Genomic DNA, 23,559 nt, shown 5'->3' with positions numbered 1-23,559 from the left:
GTCAGCGAAGCGCCCGGAAGCCGGCGACTACGCGCTGGGCGGCGCTCACCGACACCACCAGCGCCCACACGAGCGCTATCTGGCCGGCAAAGGCGGGAAAGATCAGCCACAGGCTGTGCACGAGCACCGTTTCCGCGCCCTCAGCGAGTCCACCGAGGAACGAGAGCGAGCGCCCGTCGTCGATCTGCCTGCCGCTTCGCTCCGCGATGGAAGAAAACGCAAGGAAGACGCTGCCGTTGATGTAGTACGCGAACAGAACCAGCAGGAACGGAAGCCACGCGGCGTCGTACGCAGCTGTTGCGCCGATTGCCACGCCGACAACGGTTGCGCCGTAGACAATGAAGTCTGCTGAGATGTCCCAGAAGCCGCCCTGCCCGGCATCCGTCCGGTCTGATGCCGGAGTCCGCTCGAACCTGCGCCGGGCCAACGGTCCGTCGAGTCCGTCCGCGAGGCGGCACAGGAGCCACGCCATGAGGGCTGGTATCCAGAGCTGCCCCGCAGAAAGTGCGGCACTGAGAAGGCCCAGCACGAGGTTCAGCGACGTCAGGCGGTTGGGCGTGATCCAAGGGACGTCGAGCCGTCCCGCAGCCGAATCCAGCAGCGGCGCAATCAGCGGGCGGAGCCGGGAATCAAACATCGGAGCCCCGGTCCTTCCGCCGCGACCTGATCGCGTAGACCGCCCCGGCGATGGTCAGGACTCCCAGCCCTGCAGCTGCTGCCTGGGCCTGCCAACCCAGCTCGAGACCGTACGCTCCGAGGGCGAGGAAACTGACCGTCCCGGGCAGGATCCCGAGTGCCGTCCCCAGGAAGTACGGCCACCAGCCAACGGAAGTAAGCCCGGCAGAGTAGTTGATGGCCGTGAACGGCAGGACGGGCACCAAGCGCACGCCGACCACTGCCGCGAATCCGCGGCGCCGCAGCACCTCGTCGACCTTCGCGACCCGGGTGCCGGTGAATCGTTCGACGGCTTCCCGCCCGAGGTGACGGCCAAGCCAGAACGCCGCGGTGGCCCCCAGCATGGCGGCAAGGTAGACGATGGCGATGCCGGCACCGAAGCCGAACAGAACACCTGCGGCAATGGACAGGACACTTTTAGGAACCGGCGCAAGTGTCAGAGCAGCGTAGCCGAGCGTAAACCCGACAGGCCCCCACCACCCGGCCGAATCGACCATCGCCCGCAGCTCTTCAACGGGAGGAATCGGCAGAAGGAGCACAACCACAGTCATGACAGCGACGAATGCCACGAGAAGCAGCACGCGTTTGAGGGCATCCGGGAAACGACTGCCCTGACCGTTGTCCTCCGTCACTGCACCTGCCGCCCGTCCAACCCTGTCCTCCCCTGCTGAGGCAAGCCTCGAGCATACTTGACCACACCACTCACCCCTGAAGGAAACAATGGCCCGCCGAAGTCCCCATTCCGTCCTTGCCCGCCGTCTGCCGGTCTGGCCGTCGGCGCTATTGTCGGTGCTCGTGCTGACTTCCTGCGGGAATACCGCGGCAGCACCGGCCGGGGAACTCTCAAATTTTGATGAAGTGCTGGAAGTCGCGGAAGGCCAGACCGTCGACCTCTGGATGTACGGCGGAGACGAACAGGGCAACGCCTACGTGGACCAGACGCTTGCTCCGGCGGCCGAGGAGCTGGGAATAACTCTTCGCCGGGTTCCCGTCGCTGATACTGCGGATGCAATGAACCGCGTACTGAGCGAACTGCAGGCCGGCCGGGATGACGGCTCAGTGGATCTCGTGTGGGTCAACGGCGCAACCTTCAGCACGGGCCGCCAAGCCGAGGCGTGGCGCTGCGGATGGACAGAGATGCTGCCGAACATGGCCTACACCGATCCGGATGATCCCCTACTTGCGAACGACTTCGGTACCCCCGTGGATGGCTGCGAAGCGCCCTGGCACAAGGCTCAGTTCACCTACTTCTACAACGCCGATGCCGTGTCCGAGCCGCCCACGAGTCTGGCCGGGCTCCTCGACTGGGCGGAGGCCCACCCCGGGCGCTTTACCTATCCCGCGCCTCCGGACTTCACGGGCAGTGTGTTCCTGCGCGAAGTGATGATTTCCGCAGCCGGCGGGGCTGGAGAGGTTCCACTGTCCTACAGTGAGGACCTTTTCGATGAGCATGCACCGGCTGCTCTTGAGACACTCGCGGACCTTGAACCCTCGCTTTGGCGCGAAGGGGCAACCTACCCGCGAGATGAGCAGGCACTAAATAAGCTGTTCAATGAGGGCCAGGTGGATTTCGGTATGACCTACGGTCCGGCCCGGCTCTCTGAGCTGGTGGCCTCCGGAGCCCTCCCCGAGTCCACCAAAGTCCTGCCTCTGGCGGAGGGCACGGTGGGTAACGCCAGCTTCCTCGCCATCCCGGTGAATGCCACAGACGCGGCCGGCGCCATGGCGGTCGCTAATCTGGCCCTGTCCCCCGCCCAGCAGGCTGCAAAAGCAGACCCCGACATCTGGGGACAATTCACAGTGCTCGACGTCGGCCGGCTTGAACCGGAACAGCAGGAACTCTTCACCGTCCTGCCCGAGTCTCCCGTCGTTCCCGCATATGAGGAACTCTCGCGCAACGCTCACTCCGAACTCGGTTCCGACTGGGTACCGGCGCTTGATGAGGCCTGGCGCCGGTCCGTCGCCGGAGGTTGATGGACACACAGCGCAGGGCATTGCTGACCGTCGCCCCAGCGGTCATCCCGGTGATCCTGGTAGTGATGGGTGCACTGGTGGCAGCCCTCCTGCAGAGCTTCGGGCTGATGCCGTTCGTCGGCCAACCCGAGTTCAGCACCGAGGCATGGACCGCTGATGGTGAACTCATCGCTGCCACGGGACTTTCCCTCTATATTGCTGCCGCCTCCACTGTGCTGTCGGTGATTGTGGGATTCCTGATCGCCGCCTACGTGCTCTCAGCAGGGTGGCGTGGCCGGGTAATCGGGGCGCTGAGCGCGGCTTCGGTACCCATCCCGCATCTGGTTGCATCGGGGGCGATGGGGTTGCTGCTGTCCGACGCCGGTTTCCTCGCCCGGTTGTTCGGCTTGCCCGATGGGTTCCCCCGGCTGGTTGGGGACGCCTGGTTTGGTGCCGTGATCCTGGAGTTCGCATGGAAGGAATCGGCCTTCGTCGCTCTCGTGGTGGCGGGGAGCATAGCGGGCTCGGCCGGCCAACTCTGCGAAGCGGCGGCCAACCTCGGCGCGTCCGCCCGGCAACGGATGGTCCATGTCGTTCTGCCGCTGGCTGCGCCCTCGCTGGCGATCTCCGCTCTCGTGGTCTTTGTCTACACGCTCGGATCCTATGAGGCGCCCTGGCTCCTTGGTCCCATTGCGCCGGAACCACTGCCGGTACGAGCGGTCCGGCTGTTCGGCGCCATCAACCTCGAGGCCCGGCCGCAGGCGATGGCCACTGCCCTGGCTTCTGTCCTGGCAGGGCTCGCTGCGATTGTCCTCGGGCTCCTGGTGCTTCGACGTCTGAGGGGGTTGCGATGACGGCCGCGCACCGTGTAGGTGCCGGACCACGGCAGCGCCGGTTCAGTCCCAGTACAGGCGTGCATACGCTGCTGGGCGCCATTCTCCTCGTTTGGATCGCGCTGCCGGTCGTGCCCCTCGGGCTGTGGTCCGTTGCCGGGCAGTGGAGGGCACCGAATATTCTTCCGGCCTCCTTCTCTGCCGAGGGCGTACGGGCACTGTGGGCGGGAGAAACCCTTGCAGCCGGTGCGGCGTCGCTGGCCCTGGGTGCGAGTGTCGCGGTGACCGCCACGCCGCTCGGGGCACTGGCTGCCCTTGGTCTTCGGCGGCTCAGGCCAGCGGTCGCCCGACCCATCGAGATCATCCTCCTGGCACCGCTTGCCATTCCACCATTCGCGCTGGTGATGGGGGCGAATGTCGTGCTGCTCAGCGCGCGCGTGCCGACCTTTCCGTCCGTGGTCCTCGTATTGACGGTAACCGCCCTCCCCTACACCGTCTTCATGTTCCGCGCCGCGCTGGCTACCTACGATGATCGCTTTGAGGAGGTGGCCCGAACCCTCGGCGCTCCCATGAGGCAGGTAGTCACACAGGTACGAATCCCGCTGCTTGCCCGGGCCACTGCGCGCGCAGGGTTCCTTGCCTTCCTCGTTGGATGGGGTGACTACATCACTACGGTGCTGGTGGGCGGCGGACAGGTTGTGACGCTGCCCCTCCTGCTCGGCTCTGCGGCATCGGCCACCGGGAACGAGCAAGTGACTGCTGCTCTTTCGCTTGCGATGATAGGACCGCCCTTGATCCTGCTGGCTCTGCTCGCGGGTTCCAGCTTCCGTGGAAGGACCGTGGGATGAGTTCAAGCCTGACCTTCCACGAAGTGTCCCGGCATTTCGGTGACGGGGAAGTTCTCCGGGACGTCTCCCTCGAAATTCCCGCCCGGCGGTGCGTTGCCCTGCTGGGTGCCTCGGGGAGCGGGAAATCCACCCTGCTGCGCATTGCGGCAGGCCTGGATAGACCCTCATCCGGATGCGTTCTGGTGGATGGGCAGGATCTTGAGGGTGTGCCGGCAGAAGGGAGGGAACTCTCCCTGGTGTTTCAGAAGCCGCTGCTCTTTCCGTATCTGACGGTGCTCGACAATGTTGCATTCGCAGGGAAGATGGCCGGTCTGCCCAAAAAGACGGCGCGTTCAGAAGCCCTGGCATTCCTTGAACTCGTCCAGCTTGAGAGCTTCGCCAAGCGAATGCCGGGCCAACTCTCGGGTGGCCAGGAACAAAGGGTTTCCTTGGCACGCGCCCTGGCGAGGAATCCCCGCATCCTCCTGCTCGATGAGCCTTTCAGTTCCCTCGACTTCCGCCTCCGGGAGGACATGTACGCTCTCCTTGCGAAGATTCGCTCCCAACTCGAGCCGACGATCGTCCTGGTCACACACGATCGGCGGGAAGCTTCCATATTGGCGGACACGATCGCGGTACTGGACGAGGGCAGGATCCTGCAGCACGGCGCGGTAGCACAGGTGCACTATGAGCCTTCTACCCGGGCGGTCAACCGCATTCTGGGCGGACTCAACGAGGTCCCGGGCACCGTGGCCGGCGGATACCACGAGTCCGGCCTCGGCCGTATCAAGGTTCAGCCGGAGGCACCAAACGGCCCCGGGCTCCTTGTTATCCGGCAGGAAGCCCTGCGCCTTACCCCTGCAGGTGGGGGAGCCGCCGAAGGCACAGTGACGGAAGTGAAGTCGATGGGCGCCCACACCCTGGTCCTGGTCCGGATGGGTGCCGAGGTCCGAGACGGTGGTGACAGCATCGCCGTCGAAGTCGTCGGCGCACCGCCGGTGCGTCCCGGTGACCGCACAGGCGTGATCACGCACGGTGCCGGCGGGTGGGTGGTGCCTGTATGACGGCCGCGCGCAAGGGCAGCTCCCGGTGAGTGTGTCCTGGATTGCAGAACACGCTCGCCGAACGTCCGTAGCGTGTTCGACAACGGGGAAATAGTCTTCAGGAGGGCGATCCCATGGTGACCGAGACAGCCAGCACGTGTGCGCCTGGCCTCGCCCAGGCGCCAAAGGGCGGAGACCAACCCTGGTCCCCTCAGAGACGGGAGACAGACTCTTTGACAACAGGACCTTCTGAATTCACCTGTCTGCGGGAAGTCGACCTTTTCGCCGACCTCAGTCCGGCGGAACTGGAGGCGATGCAACTCATGGTGCCGGAACGGCGGTTCTCGGCAGGTGAGCTCGTCTTCTCCCAGTCGCAACCGGTCACTGCCCTGTTTGTCCTGAAGTCAGGTAGAGTCCGGATCTTCCGGATCACCGAGGACGGCAAAGCCCTGACCATGGCGATCCTCGAGCAGGGGGCCGTTTTCGGTGAGATGCTGCTGGTCGGCCAGCGCATGTACGACAACTATGCCGAAGCGATCGAGGAATCCGTCATCTGCCAACTCACGGTGGACGACGTCGAACGGCACCTCGTCGCCGACCCGCGGATTGCCGTCCGAATCTCCCGGCTACTGGGTGAGCAGGTGGCCCGGCTTGAGGAAAGACTCACGGACCTCGCGCTCCGCCCCTTGTCAGCACGCACCGCGAAAACGCTGCTCACGCTTGCCGAATCGGCACGCCCCGGCAAGCTCGGCAACAAGCTCGGCCAGCCTCCGGCAATCCGGATCACTCACGAGCAGCTGGCCGGCCTGCTGGGAGCAACCCGTGAAGCGACGAGCAAGACCATGGCTGAATTCGCCACCGAGGGACTGATCCGGCAAAGCCGCGGACGAATCACGGTGAGAGACCCCGACCGGCTGAGGATCATCGCCAAACGAACCTCCTGATAACGAGTCAGCGCAGGCTGACCCGTTGAGCACAAACAGCATGAGCCTCACGACGTCTATCTGGAAGGGTTCCGCCGTGGAAGAAAAGGCCGGCACAGTAAACGGGAGCACGGTCCGTTGGCTTGAACATGGCAGCGGAAAGCCGGTGGTCCTGGTTCATGGGATTCCAACTTCGCCCCGTCTCTGGCGGCGTGTGATGCCGCTCGTCCAGGGCCCCACTCTCGCCTGGGAGATGCCCGGCTACGGCACCAGCATCCGGGAGGGCCAGGATCGAGCCCTAAGCCTCAAAGCGCAGGCCGGCTACCTGCTCGACTGGATCGATTCGTTGCAGCTCGATGCCAAGCCCATCCTGGTGGGCCACGACCTCGGGGGCGGCGTGGCGCAGATCGCGGCTGTACGCCGGCCCGGTACGTTCTCCGGTCTCGTGCTGACACATGCGGTGGCTTACGATTCCTGGCCCATACCGAGCGTCAAGGCGATGCAAAAGGTTGCCGGGCCGCTGTCACATCTGCCTCATGCCCTTCTTTACCCGGCATTAGTGCAGCTTTTCCACCGGGGGCACGATGACCTCCAGCAGGCCCGGGAAGCGATCGCCCAGCACTGGCCGCCCTACCTGACCGAGGGCGCCGCGCGAAGCATGATGCGCCAGATCCGGGCGCTTGATGTCCAGGACACCCTCGATATTGCACGGGACATACCACGCCTGGGCCTGCCCTCACGCGTGGTCTGGGGCGCTGCGGACAGGTTCCAGAAGGTTCGCTATGGCGAAAAACTTGCCGCGGACCTCGGCACCGAACTTGTGCGCATACCGGGCGGAAAACACTTCACGCCCGAGGACCACCCGAGGCGATCGCAGACGCGATCAATTCGCTGTGAGCAGGGCAAACTGCTGACCAATTCTCCTTGGCGGCCCACCGCCGTCGTCATGTCGTTGACATGCAGGCGGGTCAGTAGCAGACTGAAACTGGTGTCGGACCGTGGAACCCCCGGGCTTCAACATTTAGCCGCTTCGAGCGGCCTTCCGCCGAGAGGCGCTCCCGGTTCGGCGCCACTTTTGTGCCCTTAGGTGGCCGGTTGCACAGCACCGGTCACCTAAGCGCGGCACAGGTATTCTTAGGTGGCAACCGTCCGTGCGACCCTAGGTGACTTTAGTGAAGCTCCACCTCTTCCCGCAGGAGAACGCAGGACTGGAACTGCTCTCCAGCATGGCCCAGCAACTGGTCCTCGGAGTCCGCAGCATGTCGGGCATCCTCGGAGCTGCTCGTCAGGATTACGACCAGCTGGCCGAAGAGCTCCATCAGTACGAAGGCACGTCCACCGACCTGCATTTCGCCCTGCTGACCTCAATGCGCACCAGCTTCATCAACCCGCTGCCCCGCGAAGACCTCTATGCCATGTCACGCCTTCTGAGCGAAGCAATGGAAAAGCTCGACGGCGCCGCGGAATTGATTGCCCTCTACAAGCTGAACAAGCTCAGCCGCCGCGCATCCGAGCAACTGGAGGTAATCACGCGCCAGGCGGAACTGACCGCCGAAGCGATGCGGCAGCTGAACTCCCTCGACGATCTCGAGGACTATTGGATTGAAATTTTGCGCCTCGCCAAACGCGCCGAACGTACCCACAGAATCTGGTGCTCGGAGCTGCTCGCGGACCACAAGCCCCTTGTCTATGCCCGGCACCGTGACGTGGCAAACCAACTCGTCGACGTCACCAAGGACATCCGCAAGGTCGCAACTCACGTCGGTGCCATCGTCGTCAAGGAATCGTAGGTGGAGGTCTTCCTCCTCGGTGCCGTAATTCTGTTCGCCGGCGGTTTTGCCTTCATCAACGGTTTCCACGATGTCTCCAATTCCATCGCCACGTCCGTCCGGACCCGGGCCCTGACGCCAACCGTCGCCGTCCTGCTCGCAGCGCTGTTCAACCTCGTCGGTGCGCTGATGAGTGCCAGTCTTGCCACGCTCTTCACCGGTGACAGCATCGATCTTCCCCGTGGTCTGAGCGGCCTCGGCATTCTCCTGGCCGCTCTGCTGTCGGCGTGCGCGTGGGGAATCTTCACCTGGTACCGAGGCAAGCCGTCGTCGTCCACGCATGCGCTCATCGGTGCGCTGGCTGGGGCGGGCGGAGCCGCGGCCGTGCTCGGAGGCGAATCCATCGCGGGTTCCGGCCGGGTGTTCCTGCTGGACATCGCGCTGCCGCTGCTGCTCTCGCCGCTGATCGCCTACCTGCTGGCGTACGTCGTCGTCTTTCCTGCGACATGGCTGCAGCGACACAACTCACCGCGGAAGGTCAACGACGGTAACCGGATGGCGCAGGCTGTCCTGACAGCCGCGTTTGCGCTTGGCCACGGACTGCAGGACGGCCAACGGACCATGGTCGTGATCGTTCTCGCGCTGGTGGGAGCCGGCGTGTATTCCGGGAGCGGCATTCCGCTGTGGGTCCAGGTTTTCGCCGCAGTGCTCCTGGCGGGAGGTTCTCTGCTGGGAGGTTGGCGAATCACCCACACGCTGTCCAACCGGCTGGTGCGCATCGACCCCCTGCGCGGCATGACCGCCCAGGGAGTCAGCGCCGTGATGCTGTTCGTGGGCTCATTGTCGCTGCACATGCCGCTCTCCAGCACGCACACCATGACCTCGGCGATTGTGGGCGCCGGCGCCAATCAACGCTACGCCACGGTTCGCGGCCGCGTGTTGCGGTCCGTACTGCTGGTCTGGATTACGACGGCGCCCGTCACCGCGCTGCTCGCGGCGATCCTCTATCTGGCGATGAGTCCGCTGCTCTAGGCACGGTCTTTATCCGAAGCGGCCGGAGACGTAATCCTCGGTTGCCTTCTGGGAGGGCATGTTGAAGATGTCGGTGGTCTCGCCGTACTCGATCAGCTTGCCGGGCTTGCCGGTGCCCGCAATGTTGAAGAAAGCAGTCTTGTCGGAAACCCGCGCCGCCTGCTGCATGTTGTGGGTAACGATCACCACGGTGTACTCGTTCTTGAGCTCATTGATGAGGTCCTCAATGGCGAGGGTGGAGATCGGGTCAAGTGCAGAGCAGGGCTCGTCCATGAGAATGACCTCAGGAGAGACCGCTATGGCACGCGCAATGCAGAGGCGCTGCTGCTGGCCGCCAGACAGGCCGGAACCGGGACGGGCAAGGCGGTCCTTGACTTCATTCCACAGGTTGGCGCCACGCAGGGACTTTTCGACCAGAGCGTCAGCGTCCGACTTTGAGATGCGCTTGTCATTCAGCTTTACGCCGGCCAGCACGTTGTCGCGGATGGACATGGTGGGGAACGGATTGGGGCGCTGGAAGACCATACCAATCTGGCTGCGGACCGTGACAGGGTCCACTGCGGAGTCGTACAGGTTGTCGCCGTCGAGCAGCACTTCACCCTCAACGCGTGCACCCGGGATAACCTCGTGCATACGGTTCAGGGTCCGCAGGAAGGTGGACTTTCCGCAGCCGGACGGGCCGATGAACGCGGTGACGGAGCGTGCGTCGATGCTGATGTTTACGTCTTCAACAGCGAGGAACTTGCTGTAGTAGACGTTGAGGTCCTTGACGTCGATTCGCTTGGACAATGGGGATCCTTCTGGTTGTGCCGGCGGGTCAGCGGCTGGTCTTGGGAGCGAAGAGGCGGGCGATCATGCGCGCCACGAGGTTCAGGAGCATGACCATGACGATCAGCACCAGCGCCGCCGCCCAGGCGCGCTGTGTGCTGGGGTCAGTGGCGGTCGGCGAGGTGGGCGTCAGGATCTGGTAGTAGATGAACGTCGGCAGGGTACTCATCCAATCGCCGAAGACGTTCCAGTTGATCGAGCTGGCAAAGCCGGCGGTTACGAGGATGGGCGCGGTTTCGCCGATTACGCGGGCGATGGCCAGGGTGACGCCGGACGCAATGCCGGAGATCGCTGTCGGGATCACTACGCGTGTGATTGTGCGCCACTTCCTCACGCCGAGCGCGTAGGCGGCTTCCCGGAGCTCGTTCGGGACGATCTTGAGCATCTCCTCGGTGGAGCGCACAACAACCGGGATCATCAGTACTGACAGAGCGACGGCGGCAACAAAACCGGTACGTGTTCCCGGCCCGAACAGCTGGCCGAACAGCGCCGCGGCGAAGAGACCGGCGACGATGGACGGGATACCGGTCATCACGTCAACGAAGAAAGTGATGGCGCGTGCCAGTTTCCCACCCGTGGAGTACTCCACAAGGTATATGGCCGCCAACAGCCCGATCGGCACGGAGATGAGGGTTGCCCACAGGGTGATCTGGAGGGTTCCGACAATGGCATGGTAGGCGCCGCCGAGAACCGGCGATCCTTCTGCAACGGTCTGGTTGTCGATCGCGCCGGTGACACCGTTCATCGACGTGAACAGGAAGTTGTAGGTCAGCCCGGGGAATCCACGTTCCAGAACAGTCCAGATAACCGAGAGCAACGGCAGAAGAGCCACCAGGAAGGATCCGTAGATCAGGAACATGGCCAGTCGGTTCCGGGCTTTGCGGGACCCCTCCACGACGCCGGTGACAGCCGTCCCGGCCACGATGAAGAGGAGTGCGCTGAAGAGGGCCCACGGCACCAGGCCGAAACCGACCAGCGCGGCCAGCGCAGCACCAACTACGACCGACGCTGCCAACACCGCCCAGAGGGTGTAGGTGGGCATCTTGCCCTTGGTCAGTTGGGAGCGACGCGGAGTCAAGGTGGCATTCGCCATTAGTTAGCCCCTGAGAATTCTTTGTGCCGGCTGATGATCCACCGTGCAACGATGTTGACGGCAAGGGTGATGAGGAAGAGAACCAGGCCGGCGGCGATCAGTTCGGCCAGACGCAGCCCAAATGCCTCGGGGAAGTTGAGCGCAATTTCGGCCGCGATTGTCTGGTTTCCGGATTGAATCAGGCTGGCGGTGAGCGCGCCGCCGGAAAGCACCAGGGCCACGGCCATGGTTTCGCCGAGAGCGCGGCCGAGGCCGAGCATTGCTGCACTGATGATTCCGGGGCGGGCGAACGGCAGTACCGCCATGGTGATCATTTCCCAGCGTGTGGCGCCCATGGCGAGCGCTGCTTCTTCGTGCAGCTTCGGCGTCTGGAGGAAGATTTCCCGGCTCAGTGACGTGATGATGGGGAGGACCATGACTGAAAGTACGACGCCAGCGGTGAGCATGGTGCGTCCGGTCTGGCTCGCGGGTCCCTCGAAAATCGGGATCCAGCCGGCGTTGCGCGCGAGCCAGTCGTAGGCGATAGCCATCTGCGGTGCGAGGACCGCGTAACCCCACGCTCCGTAGACCACTGACGGGATAGCCGCGAGCAGGTCGATCACATAGCCGAGTCCCTGGGCGAAGCGCCGCGGAGCGTAATGGGAAATGAACAGGGCGACGCCGATACCGAGCGGGGTGGCAATCAACAGGGCAATGGCCGCCGCGATGACCGTCCCGATGACGATCGGGAAGATGTAGGTAAAAAAACCTTCCCCGCCGGAGATGTCGGCCGGGTCGGCGCGGAAGACCGGAAGAGCCTCAACGATCAGGAAGACTGCAACGCTGAATAGCGCCGCCAGGATCAGGCAGCCTGCGGCGAGGCTGGCCCCGGAGAATATTTTGTCTCCGGATTGACCTGCACCACCTGCTCGTTTCACTGCATTCGTGGACACGGGGGACCTTTCGGCGCTTCGCGGGGATCGTCTGGGACAGTGCTCGCGCAACTGCCCCGCTTATACAAGGTACCTGCAACCCCGTCGGGGCACAGACAGCCAACAGCCCCGCCAGGGCCTCTCGGCCTGGCGGGGCGTCGTTGACTTGTTAGGAAGCAACCTGAATGGTGTCGATCGCTTCCATTGCCTGCTCGCGGAGGGTCTCCGAGATAGGCGCGTTGCCGGCGGAGGACTCGGCCGTCGTCTGGCCTTCCTCACTGACTGCGTAGCTTGCGAAAGCCTTGACCAGGTCTACGGTCTCCTGGTCCTCATAGGCGCTGCAGTAGAGGTGGTAGGAGACAAGCACGATCGGGTATGCACCCGACTCAGTGGTATCGCGCTTGAGGTCGAGGGACATGTCTACTTCGCTGCGTCCTTCAACCGGCTCTGCAACCTCGACGGCGCGTGACGCGGCATCCGCGCTCAGCGCTACGTACTCTTCGCCAACCTTGACCAGTGCCTGTCCCAGGTCACCGACGGCGGATGCGTCCGTGTAGGTGATCGCGCCTTCGGTGGAAGAGGTGGTGGAGACGACGCCGTTAGTACCCTGAGCGTTTTCGGCGACGATCTCGGCAGGCCAGTCTCCGGAGACCTCATAGGTCCAGGCGTCAGGTGCGGCTGCCGAGAGGTACTCAACGAAGTTCTCAGTGGTACCGGAGTCATCGGCGCGGTGAACAACCGTGATCGGCAGGTCGGGCAGTTCCACGCCCTCATTCTGCGATGCGATGGCTTCGTCGTTCCAGTTCTTGATCTCGCCCTTGAAGATGGCGGCGATGGTGGCGGCGTCGAGGTTCAATTCCTTGATCTCAGGAAGGTTGAACGCGACAGCGATCGGAGAGACGTATGCGGGGACGTTGATGGCACCGTCGGGGCCGCAAACCTCCTTGGACGCCTCATACTCCTCGTCATCCAGGTAGGCGTCTGAACCGGCGAATTGCACGCCCTCTGCGAGGAAAGCTTCGCGACCGGCACCGGAACCGTCCGGGGAGTACTGAATGGTAGCTTCAGGATTGGCCTGTTCAAAGCCGGTCTTCCATGCGGTCATGGCTGCGTTCTGGGCGGAGGAACCGGCACCGGTCAGAGTGCCGGAAACGGTGCTTTCGGTAGCGGAGCTCGAGCCGCCTTCAGATCCTGGGCTAACGGCGCTGTCAGAGCCACACGCCGTGAGGGCCAGAGCGGCCACAGAGATTACTGCCGCAGCGCGGCCAAAGCGAAGAGCCTTCACTTGAATATTGCCCCTTCCAGGGTTTAACAGTCGGTGCTCAGAGGGCACCCGCGTTGTCTGTACGAGATTCGGTACGCACCTCACGCTAGGCACCGCAGGTAACGAGACTGACCGGTCAAAGTGAACAGAAGGTGAACGGAGGAAGGATTCTTGCCCCTATTCGCCATGCAACTCTTGTGCTTTGGAATGAATGCGTTATTTAGCTCTGATCTTTCTCCTTGTCACAGCGATTAGCGTGGTACCCATGACCATCGAAAGCAGCTCTGACGGCGGCCTCGCCGAGAACGAAGGCTTTTCCGCTGACCACCCAGGCCATGCGCTCAGGTGGCGCCGCCTGCTGTTCGGTCTCGGCATCGTGCACGTGCTGGTTGTCACCCTGAGCTTCGTCGCTCCCCTGCTGACCGGCCAGCCGAGGGGCGAAACGCTCTTCAGCGTGTACGTCGATGTGAACCAGGAAGGGAACCTCCCCTCCTGGTGGTCCGTTGCACAGCTCGCCGCAGCGACCACCAGCCTCCTGTTCGTTGCAGTGCTGGCCCAACACCAGAAGATCAAGGGATCCGCTGCCTGGTGGATCCTGGGAGGGCTGGTGTTGCTCTTCTGCCTGGATGAGGGCACCGGACTGCACGAACGGATGGACGCACTCGTCCTGCAGTTCGTCGACGTTACTGATTTCACGTTGGTCTGGCTGGTCCTCGGCATCGTGATCGCTGTTGTCGTCCTCGTGCTGGCGATTATCAGCGCCCGCTACCTGCCGGAGAAATCAACCCGGTTGATCGTGCTGGGTGTGGCGACCCTGCTGTTCGCCGCCGTCGGGCTTGAGTTTGTGGCAGGCGAGCTCACGCGCCTTGGCGCGCCGGCGCCGGTACTGCTTGTGCTTTCCCATCTGGAGGAATTCATGGAGCTTGCCGCCGGCTCGCTCCTGCTCGTTGCGCCGCTGGCCGCCGTTCGTACGCGGACAGCCGGCCACCTGACCAGCTTCACCCTCACTCACCGCTCCCGGCGGTAAGGTCAGGCGTATGACCCGGGGATCCCGACTGGACCGCGCACGTTCCTTTGTGCGCAACCGATCCCGGGTCGGGCTGCGGCGCAGCCGCTCGTCGCTGTTTCCCGCCATGCAGATCACCGTCGGCGCAGTGGGTGCGTACGCCTTCGCCGAGCAGGTGCTCGGACATGAGGGCCCGCTCTTCGCTGCCACCTCAGCCCTCATCGCGCTGGGATTCTCCCGTGATCCCCGTTTGCGCCGGGTGCTCGAGGTGGGCTTCGGCTGCACGCTGGGCATCGCCGTGGGCGACGTGCTGTTGGCGGCGCTCGGCACAGGGCTGTGGCAGGCCGCCGTCGTGCTTTTTCTGTCCGTACTGCTCGCCCGGTTCCTGGACAGCGGGACCATCTTCACCACGCAGCTGGCCCTTCAGTCTCTCCTGGTTGTGCTTCTGCCCCCGCCGGAAGGCGGGCCGTTCACGCGGAGCGCGGACGCCATTGTCGGTGGTGTCTTCGCCCTGTTGATCACCATGGCAATACCCCGGGACCCGCGCCGAGAACCCAAGGGCGATGTACGGAAGCTTCTCGGGGAACTCTCGGGGGTGCTCCGGGAGAACGCACGGGCGCTGTCCGCGAGCGACCCGACGCAGGCGTGGCATGCACTGGTCCGGGCGCGCAACTGCCAGCCGCTTATGGACGGCCTGTCCGGTTCAATGCGCGCGGCCGCGGAGGTTGCACGTATGTCCCCGGCGTATCGGAGGCACCGCGGAGAGATTGGCGAGCTCAGGGGGTCGATCGGCTACATCGATCTGGCAATCCGCAACAGCCGGGTGTTCTCACGGCGTCTTACCTCGGTCATCAACCATGCCGCGCTCTCGGATGATGCAGTGCAGTCCCTCTCGCAGGTGATTGAGGATACTGCAGACGCCGTGGATGTCCTGGCGCTCGCCCTGCATTCGTCCTCCACAGCCGAACGGGACCAACACCTGCGCAGGGCGCGCGAGGACCTGGCGGCCGTGGCCACGGTGCTGCATCCGACACGGCTCAATGTGGAGCGTCTCGAGGGTGAGGGGCTGGTCATCCTGTATCGGCCGCTCGTCGTCGACCTGCTCGAGGCCACCGGGCTGTCCCATGAGGACGCCGCCGGGTATCTGCCGAAACTGTGAGCCTCATCAAGACTGTCAGAAGCACCGAGTACGTTTGAGGCATGGCAACAAAGACCTCCCGCTCGCGCACGCAATCCCCCGCCTACCGCTGCGGCGAGTGCGGCTGGAGTACCGCCAAGTGGGTCGGCAGGTGCGGTGAGTGCCAGGCCTGGGGAACGGTGGAAGAGACTGCCGCCGCGGGCGTAGCGCGCACGACGGCGGCCGCTACCGTTGCGCACCCGGCCCTCCGGATTGCCGATGTAGACGCCACCACCGCCTCCTACCAGCCCACCGAAATCGGTGAACTGGACAGGGTCCTTGGCGGTGGGCTCGTCCCGGGCGCCGTAATCCTGGTGGCCGGTGAACCCGGCGTCGGCAAGTCCACGCTGCTGCTCGATGTCGCGGCGCGGGTTGCACGGCTGGGACGAACCGTCCTTTACGTCACCGGTGAAGAATCCTCCGCTCAGGTGAAGCTGCGTGCTGAACGCATCGGCGCCCTCGCGGACACGCTGTACCTCACGGCGGAGTCGGACCTCAGCCAGGCACTCGGCCAGGTTGAGAAGGTCGATCCTGCATTGCTGATCGTGGACTCGGTGCAGACGCTCAGCAGCCCGGACGTCGATGGGAGCGCCGGCGGCGTCACGCAGGTACGGGAGGTGGCTGCCTCACTGATCAACGCGGCGAAAACCCGCGGGATGACCACGCTGCTGGTGGGGCACGTCACCAAGGACGGTTCAATCGCGGGCCCACGCCTGCTGGAGCACCTGGTGGACGTAGTGTGCCAGTTCGAAGGTGAGAGGCACTCGCGTCTCCGCCTGATGCGCGCGGTGAAGAACCGTTACGGTCCCACTGATGAGGTCGGCTGCTTCGACCTGACTGATACCGGCATTGAAGGGCTCGCTGATCCGAGCGGCCTGTTTGTCTCCCGTACCAAGGAGCCTGTGTCAGGCACCTGCATCACGGTGACCCTCGAAGGCCGACGGCCGCTGCTGGCTGAGGTTCAGGCACTGCTGGCCGAGTCGGCGAACGCCCAGCCCCGTCGCGCAACCAGCGGTTTGGACGGCTCAAGGGTTTCAATGCTCCTCGCCGTCCTGCAGCGCCGCGCGTCGCTGCAGCTCCACAAGGATGACAGTTACGTGGCCACGGTCGGCGGGGTGAAACTGACCGAGCCGGCAACGGATCTCTCGGTTGCCCTCGCCATCGCGTCGGCCAAGACCAACCAGGCGCTCCCCTCCCGCATGATCGCGTTCGGGGAAGTGGGTCTCGCCGGTGAGGTGCGGCCCGTCCCCGGTATCTCGCGGCGCATCCAGGAGGCCGAACGCCTTGGGTTCACCCACGCCGTCGTACCGGAATCGCCGAACGGGCCCGGCAAGGTTCCCGCAGGCTTCACTGTGAAGCAGATCAGCACCCTCACCGAGGCCCTGGAACTGCTCTTCTGACCCATCCACGGCACCTGCGGCGTCGTAGATGGGTTGAACTGCGCCGAACGTTACGCTTTTGAGCAGGAACTGGGCCGTCAAGCGGATGCGTGCTCCCATAGGATTAGGAACTGCCGGGCCGTGCATTTGCCTGTCCAGCAGGAAGAGGGAGTGAGATGGTACGCAGTCCGGAGGACGCGCTGAAGGCAACCCTGGCGCGGGTGGCGCCGGGTACGCAGTTGCGTGACGGCCTTGAGCGGATCCTGCGCGGCCGCACCGGCGCCCTGATTGTCCTTGGCTTTGACCGCACAGTGGATTCAATCTGTTCGGGTGGCTTCGACATCGGGATCGACTTCTCACCGACGCGCCTGCGCGAGCTCGCAAAAATGGACGGCGCGATCGTCTGCGACCGCGATGCGAGCAAAATCCTGCGCGCCGGCGTGCAGCTGGTGCCGGACCATCGTATCGAGACGCAGGAATCGGGAACCCGACACCGGACGGCTGAACGCGTTGCCATCCAGACCGGCGTCCCCGTGATCTCGGTGAGCCAATCCATGCAGATCATCGCGCTCTACGTCGACGGCCTCCGTCACGTGCTTGAGGGATCCGAGCCGGTACTGGCTCGTGCCAACCAGGCGCTCGCCACCCTCGAGCGCTACCGTGCCCGGCTCGACCAGGTCACCGGGTCTCTATCCGCGCTGGAAATTGAAGCCATGGTCACCGTCCGCGACGTCGCAGTTACCCTGCAGCGCCAGGAAATGGTACGGCGGATCTCCGAGGAAATCTCGCAGTACGTTCTTGAGCTCGGCATCGACGGCCGCCTCCTCTCACTCCAGGTTGAGGAGCTCACCACCGGCCTGGGTCCGGGCAGCGAGATGGTGCTCCGCGACTACTCCGGGCTGGGCGGCAGCACCACGCCGGTCGAGGATCAGCTGGCACGCCTTCAGGGGTTCAGCTCCACCGACCTCATCGACCTCGGGACCATCGCGAGCGTGCTCGGGTTCAATCCGTCCGCGGACTCACTCGACGCCGTCGTGCAACCCAAGGGTTTCCGGCTGCTATCCGGCATCAAGGCCGTCCCGCCCACCGTTGCCAACCGGCTGGTGGATCACTTCGACGGGCTGCAGAACCTAATGGCCGCCAACATCGATGACCTCATGGCGGTGGACGGTATCGGCGAGCAGCGGGCGCGGACGGTCCGGGAAGGCCTCTCCAGGATCGCGGAGACCAGCCTCCTCGATCGCTTCATGTAAAAAGGCCGCTCTCTTGTGTGGACCGTGCGAGCGTCTACTCGAGCGTGAATGCGACGTCGTCACTGGTGCGCTCACCAAGGCGTGTCTGGAACGCGTACTGGCCCGGTCCCGGCACAACGTCCACCTCGGTGCACTCGGGCGCGCTTCGAATCCGTTCCCACGTGAACCGTGCTGTCTCCGACTCTCCGGGCTCGATAGTCACCTCGAGGTCGTCGGCGCCTTCCTGGCAGTCGCGGGAGGAGAAGATCCGGTCATCGCCACTGGTGATAAGGAACTCCATCTGTGACGTCCCGACGTTCACGGGACAGGGCGCGTCGCCCGTGTTGCTGACCGTCAGGGAGAGAACCGGGGACTGATCAGCCGCGTAGGTCTCGGCGTCGGTGCTGCCGGTGACCTCGATGGAGGCCGGGTTGCACACCGGCTCTGTGGGAGTTGCCGACGGTGTCGGGGACGCCGACGCGCTTGCTGTGGAGGGAGCAGACGGATCAGGAGCAGCGCTGGTGGGAGCGGCCACGGCCGGAGCAGGTGTCCCATCACCGCGAAACATACCCGCGATGGCGATGCCTGCCCATATGAGGCCACCGAGGAGCAGGAGGGCGAGCAACGCGACCAGTTGACGGCGCCGCTTGTACACCCGGGGGCTCGGTTTCCCGTGGGGCCTTCTCACCCGGCTGCTGCCTGTACCTCCTGCCGAGCTCATGGTTCAAGGCTAAGAGACGGAGGGCCGGCAGGCCCTCGCACCACGCCGCGAAGCCCTGATAAGCGATGCGTTGACCCACCTTACATGTAAAGGTCGGGCCGCCGATCGTGTATCGAATCATTGTGTGGCCCTATCCAGGCACGGTCTGCTGCAATGTTAATGACCGCGTCCAGTCTGCCGAACTCGTCTGTGCTCCCATTAAGCCAACCGTCGGTACCGATTACTGCCGTACCTTGCGTCCAGCGGTGTCCTCTCTCCGTTCCTCTGCGATCGCAGCAAACAATCGCCATCGCGGACGCCCTCGCTGCCGCCATACCCTGAATCACTTCGGGCGCGTGTTCACCGGCCGGACGAGGTATCAAAGGCCAATTCGTCGGTACAGCGGTAATTTCAGCACCTCTGAGGGCGAGAGATCGTGGCATCTCCGGAAATTCAAGGTCATAACAAATGAGGACTCCGACTGCGCCAACCGGGGTGGGAACGACTGGCGGCGGGTGTTCTCCAACAGAAAAGATCGACTTCTCCGCATCCCATAAGTGTGTTTTGCGGTACACATCCTGCACGCCTGCCTGAGTGATAACTGCGGCGCTGTTGAATAGTTCACCGTCTCCCTGCTCACAGAAACCGACAATCAACACCATTTCGGATCTGAGTCTCGCTGCCCAACGATCGAACAGGGGATGATCGGCTCCCAGCGCGCATCGTTCAGCTTCGACGGCTTCAAGGTAGTACCCGCTTGTTGCGAGTTCCGGCAACACCAGCAGCTGCACCCTATCCTCTACAGCTTGTTGGATAGCGTTCTCGATCATGGCGAGGTTCTCTTCGAGCTGTCCAGCTATCGGCGCCAGCTCATGTGCTCGGACCGACACGACCCGCGGGACACCGTAAGCAGCGGAGCGACCAGGATCTTCCAAGCTCACTTCACGGTCACCCCCGGAGTAGTTTCTGTAACCGGATTCAACCTTTGCAAGCGCAAGGACGCTGTAGCGAGATGGGCCATCATTCCTTCGGAGCCAGAGATTACTGCGACCGCGTCGGCGAGACTGGGGGTCGCGTCCCGTTCCACACGCTGGTAGGTGAGAGGCTTCAGGAACCGGGATACCGAGAGCCCGGCGGAGTGTTTCGCACCACCGGCGGTCGGCAGAACATGATTTGTCCCGGCCATTCCTTTGTCAGAATAAGCAACAGTGCTCCACTCGCCAATGAAAAGCGAACCATAATTGCGCAATGTCGAATGGTAATAGTCGTTGTCTCCGGTGAGGAGCTCAAGATGCTCCGGCGCAAGATCGTCCATGAGCGCGACTGCCACCTCGCGGTTGGCTGCGACAGTCACAGAACCATAATCACGCCACGCCGCGCCGGCAATCTCCGCGGTCTCCAGTGTCAGAAGCTGGCGACCAACTTCCTCTATGACTTCATGTCCCAGGTCCGCGGATGTGGTCACCAAAGCTGCAGGAGAGTTGGGACCGTGTTCTGCCTGGCCGAGCAGGTCTGCTGCGACCAGAACCGGGTCGGCCGTCTCGTCGGCAATGACAGCCACTTCCGAAGGTCCGGCGAGCAGGTCAATTGCCGCAGTACCAAATAGCTGACGCTTGGCTTCAGCCACGTACGCGTTTCCTGCGCCTACCAGCATGTCGACCGGGAGATCGCCGAGTAGCCCGAACGCCATCGCGGCCAAAGCCTGCACTCCGCCTAAAACAAAGACACGGTCAACTCCAGAAAGGTGCGCTGCGTACAGCACGGCATCGTTCGCGCGACCGTTCGGCTGGGGTGGCGTACACGAAAGAACAGTCGGTACGCCAGCAATCTTCGCTACTCCAACAGTCATGAAGGCGCTCGCTGTAAGTGGGAACCGGCCAGCGGGCAAATAAGCCCCTACGCGGGAGACCGGAATGTAGCGAACACCAGCCTTAACGCCCGGCACAACCTCGGTTTCGAAATCGACTAGGTGTCTCCGCTGAACCTCTGCAAATGATTGGGTTCGCTCCGCCCCGAGTTCTATTGCAACCCGAAGGTCTAAAGGAAGCCGGGATCCGCTGGAGCTGATGTCGCTTCCGGTCAGCTCGAAATCCCCACCGTCCCATCCATCGAGTTTGCGGGCATAATCCAGAACGGCGTCCATGCCGCCGGCCTCTATGTTGCGCAGCATAGATGACACAGTTTCGACTACGACGGGATCACGTTGAGCGGCGGGCGCATCGATCAAGGGTTCCTTGAGGTGCCGGTAATTGCCGCGGAGACTCTCCAGAACTGAGGGTGTGAATAGCATGCCGTGATCGTACGCATGTGCGCTTACCGCCCACAAGGGCTATAGGAACTATCCAAGGGATAGCCTTTGGCTATGACTCTTACCCAGCTCCGGGCCTTCTTACTCGCCGCAACTCTGGAATCTTTCACCGCTGCTGCCGCTGCATTAGGAACCACCCAGCCGACAGTCTCCGAACTGGTCCGCAAACTTGAAGCCGAAAGCGGCCTGCAACTCTTCATGCGTGGTGGCAGGAGCTTGGTGCTTACATCGGCGGGAAGGGAGTTACTGCCCTGGGCTCGCAGGACCGTAGATGGAGCAGACGGCGCTGAACAATCGCTGAACGCCTTTCGTGGAATGAAGGGAGGGGTGGCTTCCGTTGGAGTGCTGCGTAACGCCTCTTATTACTTCCTCTCCGATCTTGCTGTGCGATTTCATTCTGAACGTCCGGGTGTTCGGACACGCCTGGTCGGTCAAAACTCTGTCGAGGTGGCCGAAGGCGTGCGCTCCGGGCAACTTGAAGCGGGCCTAGTCGTCCTCCCCATCACTGATGACGGACTTGCCGTGACTCCACTTTTACGTGATGAAGTGGTATGGGCAACCACGGACCCTGCGCGCGCGGCGAAACCGATGACTGTTGAGGCCATCATGGAAGCGCCCCTGATTCTCTATGACGCGCATTATGGATGGGACGATCCAACACGTCGCCAATTAGCCGAGCGCGCGCAGCTCGCTGGCGTTCGTTTGGAGCCGATGATCGAGGTGGAGAATGTGGAATCTGCCCTCGCGCTGGTAGCTCGTGGCGTAGGGGACACCATCGTGTCCCGCGCGGTAACGGCCAGCACCATCTTTCCGGAGCACATCCTCACTGTGCCATTCCGTGAGCCGCTCTACGACACAATCGCAGTGATAACGCGCGAAGACGCGGCACTGTCTCCAGTGACGTCGGAGCTAATTCGTTTGGCTACCGAGATGGTGATGACCAGTCGGGCCGCCGCAGATTGAACATAGGCTCTTCCTATGCCTGACACAAGGAAATATCGTCTTGTGCGATAGGTGGTCACCTCCTAGTCTCAATGCAACCGCAACTACCAGCCACCTGAGGCGTAAGCCGCACTATCCCGGAGGAAAACTATGAGCGGATCGACTAGGGCACCACAGGAGCCTGCTTCACCACCAGAGTTGATCGAAAAGCGCTCAATCGACTGGGTGCCCCTCACTGAGCGCACTGGAAAACCCTGGAGCCTATTTCCTCTATGGTTCATGTCCAACGCCAACGTCACCACCTTGGCAACCGGCATGATCGGTGCAGCACTGGGAGCTTCGTTCCTGACGTCGCTTCTGGCTATCATTTTGGGCGTTGCAGTAGGGACGGTATTCACCGCGTTCCACTCTGCTCAGGGACCTCAGTTGGGTCTCCCGCAAATGATTCAGTCCCGGGCGCAGTTCGGCTTCCGCGGTGTTGCACTTATCTGTGCTGTCGTGGTGTTCAGCCTCGTCGGCTTCAACATGTTCAACCAGATGCTGGCCGCCGAAGTTCTCACCATGACAACCGGTATAGCAATGAGCCCGCTCTGGTACTTCATCATCAGCACCCTGGCCCTGGTTCTTGCAGTATTTGGTTACCACTGGATTCATAAAACCCAGAAGTGGCTGACCCTGCTTTTCCTTCTAACTTTCGGTCTTTTCACAGTCGCCGCCGCAATAGCTATTCCTCTGGAAGGCAACCAACTCTCGCTCGCGGGTTTCGATTGGGCACCCTTCCTTGTACAGTTTGGTGCCTCGGCAGCGTACGCCCTTGGATGGGCTCCCTACGTCTCTGACTACTCGCGCTACCTTCCACCGGAAACCAAGCCCGGGAAGGCGTTAGCTTACACCTATGGCGGGGTGTTCGTGGGCGCGGCGTGGCTGATGGTCCTCGGCGCATTCATCGCCGCAGTGTTTCAAGGAACCGCGCCCTTGGAAGGCGTACGGGACGCCGCTGACCAGATACTTCCAGGGTCCGGCTACTGGCTGCTCATTGCCGCACTTCCAGGTTTGGTGAGCGTCATCACCGTCAACATCTATGCAGCGGCCATGGAACTCATCACGGCAGCTGACTCTATAAAGCCCATCCAACCAACCCGCGCAGTTCGTATCATCGCCTGTACTATCATCGCGGTGGCCGCCTTTATCGGCTCGCTTCTTAGCACGGGGGAATTCCTCGCCAACTTCGGCAGCTTCCTCGTTATCCTCCTCTACGTCCTGGTGCCATGGACCTCGGTCAACCTTGTCGACTACTACTTTGTCCGGCGCGGACATTACGCCATCGGGGAGATCTTCAAGCCCAACGGCATCTACGGCAACTGGGGTTGGCGAGGTATGACAGCCTATGGAATTGGCATCCTCGCCATGGCACCCTTTGCCGTTACCGCCTGGTATGTGGGACCGGTCGCGCAGGCGCTCGCTGAGGCAGATCTTGCGCTTTTTGTCGGTCTCGCAGCATCAGCTATTGCCTACCTCCTCCTCGCCCGAACGATCGAGCTAAGCGCAGAACGCCGCATCGCGGATGAGGGCCGCAACATCTCCGGACAAGAAGCCGTGCAATTCGGGACGCGATAGACAATCGTGTAGGCAGTGGAGGATCCGAATACTAATGACGCGACGCG

23 protein-coding genes are annotated in these 23,559 nt (G+C 63.0%); 14 read left to right on the top strand and 9 right to left on the bottom strand.

What is annotated here, in order from left to right; all coding sequences use genetic code 11:
* Position 1: 1 nt before the first annotated feature.
* Positions 2–637 (bottom strand): CDP-alcohol phosphatidyltransferase family protein, encoded by a 636-nt coding sequence (locus AC4D2M_RS08215; protein ID WP_490891184.1) that lies wholly within the window; start codon positions 635–637, stop codon positions 2–4.
* Positions 630–1,307, bottom strand: coding sequence for a TVP38/TMEM64 family protein (locus tag AC4D2M_RS08210; protein WP_490891183.1), 678 nt, complete (start codon positions 1,305–1,307; stop codon positions 630–632). The genes AC4D2M_RS08215 and AC4D2M_RS08210 overlap by 8 nt, the downstream gene beginning before the upstream one ends.
* An 88-nt stretch (positions 1,308–1,395) precedes the next feature.
* On the opposite strand from AC4D2M_RS08210, the gene AC4D2M_RS08205 reads away from it, so the two are divergent.
* The 8 genes from AC4D2M_RS08205 (at position 1,396) to AC4D2M_RS08170 (ending at position 9,055) form a co-directional block, all read left to right on the top strand.
* A complete protein-coding gene (locus tag AC4D2M_RS08205) occupies positions 1,396–2,649 on the top strand; it encodes an ABC transporter substrate-binding protein (RefSeq protein ID WP_490891182.1) in 1,254 nt (417 codons plus the stop codon).
* Positions 2,649–3,482: an ABC transporter permease subunit gene (locus AC4D2M_RS08200; protein WP_490891181.1), complete on the top strand. Its 834-nt coding sequence runs from the start codon at positions 2,649–2,651 to the stop codon at positions 3,480–3,482. Before AC4D2M_RS08205 ends, AC4D2M_RS08200 begins: the two co-directional genes overlap by 1 nt.
* A complete protein-coding gene (locus AC4D2M_RS08195) occupies positions 3,479–4,309 on the top strand; it encodes an ABC transporter permease (RefSeq protein WP_490891180.1) in 831 nt (276 codons plus the stop codon). The genes AC4D2M_RS08200 and AC4D2M_RS08195 overlap by 4 nt, the downstream gene beginning before the upstream one ends.
* A complete protein-coding gene (locus AC4D2M_RS08190; RefSeq protein ID WP_490891179.1) occupies positions 4,306–5,352 on the top strand; it encodes an ABC transporter ATP-binding protein in 1,047 nt (348 codons plus the stop codon). The genes AC4D2M_RS08195 and AC4D2M_RS08190 overlap by 4 nt, the downstream gene beginning before the upstream one ends.
* 212 nt (positions 5,353–5,564) lie before the next feature.
* Entirely contained in the window at positions 5,565–6,275 is a 711-nt protein-coding gene (locus tag AC4D2M_RS08185) for a Crp/Fnr family transcriptional regulator (protein WP_490891178.1), read from the top strand.
* A 25-nt stretch (positions 6,276–6,300) separates the two neighbouring features.
* On the top strand, positions 6,301–7,341 hold the full coding sequence (locus tag AC4D2M_RS08180; RefSeq protein WP_490891176.1) for an alpha/beta fold hydrolase: 1,041 nt from the start codon (positions 6,301–6,303) through the stop codon (positions 7,339–7,341).
* Positions 7,342–7,426: 85 nt separating this feature from the next.
* Positions 7,427–8,044: a DUF47 domain-containing protein gene (locus AC4D2M_RS08175; RefSeq protein WP_490891174.1), complete on the top strand. Its 618-nt coding sequence runs from the start codon at positions 7,427–7,429 to the stop codon at positions 8,042–8,044.
* Positions 8,045–9,055, top strand: a complete 1,011-nt coding sequence (locus AC4D2M_RS08170) for an inorganic phosphate transporter (RefSeq protein WP_490891173.1) — start codon at positions 8,045–8,047, stop codon at positions 9,053–9,055.
* Between the two features lie 9 nt (positions 9,056–9,064).
* On the opposite strand, the gene pstB is transcribed toward AC4D2M_RS08170, so the two are convergent.
* The 4 genes from pstB to pstS form a co-directional block, all read right to left on the bottom strand.
* Positions 9,065–9,844: a phosphate ABC transporter ATP-binding protein PstB gene (gene pstB / locus AC4D2M_RS08165; RefSeq protein ID WP_490891172.1), complete on the bottom strand. Its 780-nt coding sequence runs from the start codon at positions 9,842–9,844 to the stop codon at positions 9,065–9,067.
* Positions 9,845–9,872: 28 nt separating this feature from the next.
* Positions 9,873–10,976 (bottom strand): phosphate ABC transporter permease PstA, encoded by a 1,104-nt coding sequence (gene pstA, locus AC4D2M_RS08160; RefSeq protein WP_490891171.1) that lies wholly within the window; start codon positions 10,974–10,976, stop codon positions 9,873–9,875.
* Positions 10,976–11,908 carry a phosphate ABC transporter permease subunit PstC gene (gene pstC / locus AC4D2M_RS08155; protein WP_490891170.1) on the bottom strand — a complete coding sequence of 311 codons (933 nt, stop codon included), beginning with the start codon at positions 11,906–11,908 and terminating at the stop codon, positions 10,976–10,978. Before pstC ends, pstA begins: the two co-directional genes overlap by 1 nt.
* Before the next feature lie 148 nt (positions 11,909–12,056).
* On the bottom strand, positions 12,057–13,172 hold the full coding sequence (pstS, locus tag AC4D2M_RS08150; RefSeq protein ID WP_490891169.1) for a phosphate ABC transporter substrate-binding protein PstS: 1,116 nt from the start codon (positions 13,170–13,172) through the stop codon (positions 12,057–12,059).
* A gap of 244 nt (positions 13,173–13,416) precedes the next feature.
* On the opposite strand from pstS, the gene AC4D2M_RS08145 reads away from it, so the two are divergent.
* From AC4D2M_RS08145 to disA, 4 genes are all read left to right on the top strand, one after another.
* Entirely contained in the window at positions 13,417–14,178 is a 762-nt protein-coding gene (locus AC4D2M_RS08145; RefSeq protein ID WP_490891168.1) for a DUF8692 domain-containing protein, read from the top strand.
* Between the two features lie 10 nt (positions 14,179–14,188).
* Complete coding sequence (locus tag AC4D2M_RS08140; protein ID WP_490891167.1) at positions 14,189–15,316, top strand: FUSC family protein; 1,128 nt, start codon at positions 14,189–14,191, stop codon at positions 15,314–15,316.
* A 41-nt stretch (positions 15,317–15,357) separates the two neighbouring features.
* The gene (gene radA / locus AC4D2M_RS08135; protein ID WP_490891166.1) at positions 15,358–16,734 is read left to right on the top strand and encodes a DNA repair protein RadA; all 1,377 of its coding nucleotides are present in this window, start codon (positions 15,358–15,360) and stop codon (positions 16,732–16,734) included.
* A 155-nt stretch (positions 16,735–16,889) separates the two neighbouring features.
* On the top strand, positions 16,890–17,966 hold the full coding sequence (gene disA / locus AC4D2M_RS08130) for a DNA integrity scanning diadenylate cyclase DisA (protein WP_490891165.1): 1,077 nt from the start codon (positions 16,890–16,892) through the stop codon (positions 17,964–17,966).
* A gap of 34 nt (positions 17,967–18,000) precedes the next feature.
* Here disA and AC4D2M_RS08125 read toward each other — a convergent pair whose 3' ends face one another.
* The 3 genes from AC4D2M_RS08125 to hisD form a co-directional block, all read right to left on the bottom strand.
* Positions 18,001–18,666, bottom strand: coding sequence for a DUF4232 domain-containing protein (locus AC4D2M_RS08125; RefSeq protein WP_490891164.1), 666 nt, complete (start codon positions 18,664–18,666; stop codon positions 18,001–18,003).
* Between the two features lie 80 nt (positions 18,667–18,746).
* On the bottom strand, positions 18,747–19,535 hold the full coding sequence (locus AC4D2M_RS08120; RefSeq protein WP_490891390.1) for a nitrilase-related carbon-nitrogen hydrolase: 789 nt from the start codon (positions 19,533–19,535) through the stop codon (positions 18,747–18,749).
* A 47-nt stretch (positions 19,536–19,582) separates the two neighbouring features.
* On the bottom strand, positions 19,583–20,872 hold the full coding sequence (gene hisD, locus AC4D2M_RS08115) for a histidinol dehydrogenase (protein ID WP_490891163.1): 1,290 nt from the start codon (positions 20,870–20,872) through the stop codon (positions 19,583–19,585).
* 135 nt (positions 20,873–21,007) lie between these two features.
* Between hisD and AC4D2M_RS08110 the strand changes: the two genes are divergently transcribed.
* Positions 21,008–21,916 carry a LysR family transcriptional regulator gene (locus AC4D2M_RS08110; protein WP_490891162.1) on the top strand — a complete coding sequence of 303 codons (909 nt, stop codon included), beginning with the start codon at positions 21,008–21,010 and terminating at the stop codon, positions 21,914–21,916.
* Positions 21,917–22,045: 129 nt separating this feature from the next.
* Entirely contained in the window at positions 22,046–23,512 is a 1,467-nt protein-coding gene (locus AC4D2M_RS08105; RefSeq protein WP_490891161.1) for a purine-cytosine permease family protein, read from the top strand.
* Positions 23,513–23,559: the final 47 nt, after the last annotated feature.

The sequence above is a fragment of the Arthrobacter sp. TJ-270 genome, assembly GCF_058269075.1.
The sequence above is the reverse complement of the archived record's forward strand: the minus strand, read 5'-3'. Positions and strand labels throughout refer to the sequence as shown.

Coding starts and splice junctions, on each gene's coding strand:
- AC4D2M_RS08215 (WP_490891184.1), bottom strand. CDS start 637: ATGTTTGATTCCCGGCTCCGCCCGCTGATTGCGCCGCTGCTGGATTCG.
- AC4D2M_RS08205 (WP_490891182.1), top strand. CDS start 1,396: ATGGCCCGCCGAAGTCCCCATTCCGTCCTTGCCCGCCGTCTGCCGGTC.
- AC4D2M_RS08200 (WP_490891181.1), top strand. CDS start 2,649: ATGGACACACAGCGCAGGGCATTGCTGACCGTCGCCCCAGCGGTCATC.
- AC4D2M_RS08195 (WP_490891180.1), top strand. CDS start 3,479: ATGACGGCCGCGCACCGTGTAGGTGCCGGACCACGGCAGCGCCGGTTC.
- AC4D2M_RS08190 (WP_490891179.1), top strand. CDS start 4,306: ATGAGTTCAAGCCTGACCTTCCACGAAGTGTCCCGGCATTTCGGTGAC.
- pstA (WP_490891171.1), bottom strand. CDS start 10,976: ATGGCGAATGCCACCTTGACTCCGCGTCGCTCCCAACTGACCAAGGGC.
- AC4D2M_RS08145 (WP_490891168.1), top strand. CDS start 13,417: ATGACCATCGAAAGCAGCTCTGACGGCGGCCTCGCCGAGAACGAAGGC.
- AC4D2M_RS08140 (WP_490891167.1), top strand. CDS start 14,189: ATGACCCGGGGATCCCGACTGGACCGCGCACGTTCCTTTGTGCGCAAC.
- radA (WP_490891166.1), top strand. CDS start 15,358: ATGGCAACAAAGACCTCCCGCTCGCGCACGCAATCCCCCGCCTACCGC.
- disA (WP_490891165.1), top strand. CDS start 16,890: ATGGTACGCAGTCCGGAGGACGCGCTGAAGGCAACCCTGGCGCGGGTG.
- AC4D2M_RS08125 (WP_490891164.1), bottom strand. CDS start 18,666: ATGAGCTCGGCAGGAGGTACAGGCAGCAGCCGGGTGAGAAGGCCCCAC.
- AC4D2M_RS08110 (WP_490891162.1), top strand. CDS start 21,008: ATGACTCTTACCCAGCTCCGGGCCTTCTTACTCGCCGCAACTCTGGAA.
- AC4D2M_RS08105 (WP_490891161.1), top strand. CDS start 22,046: ATGAGCGGATCGACTAGGGCACCACAGGAGCCTGCTTCACCACCAGAG.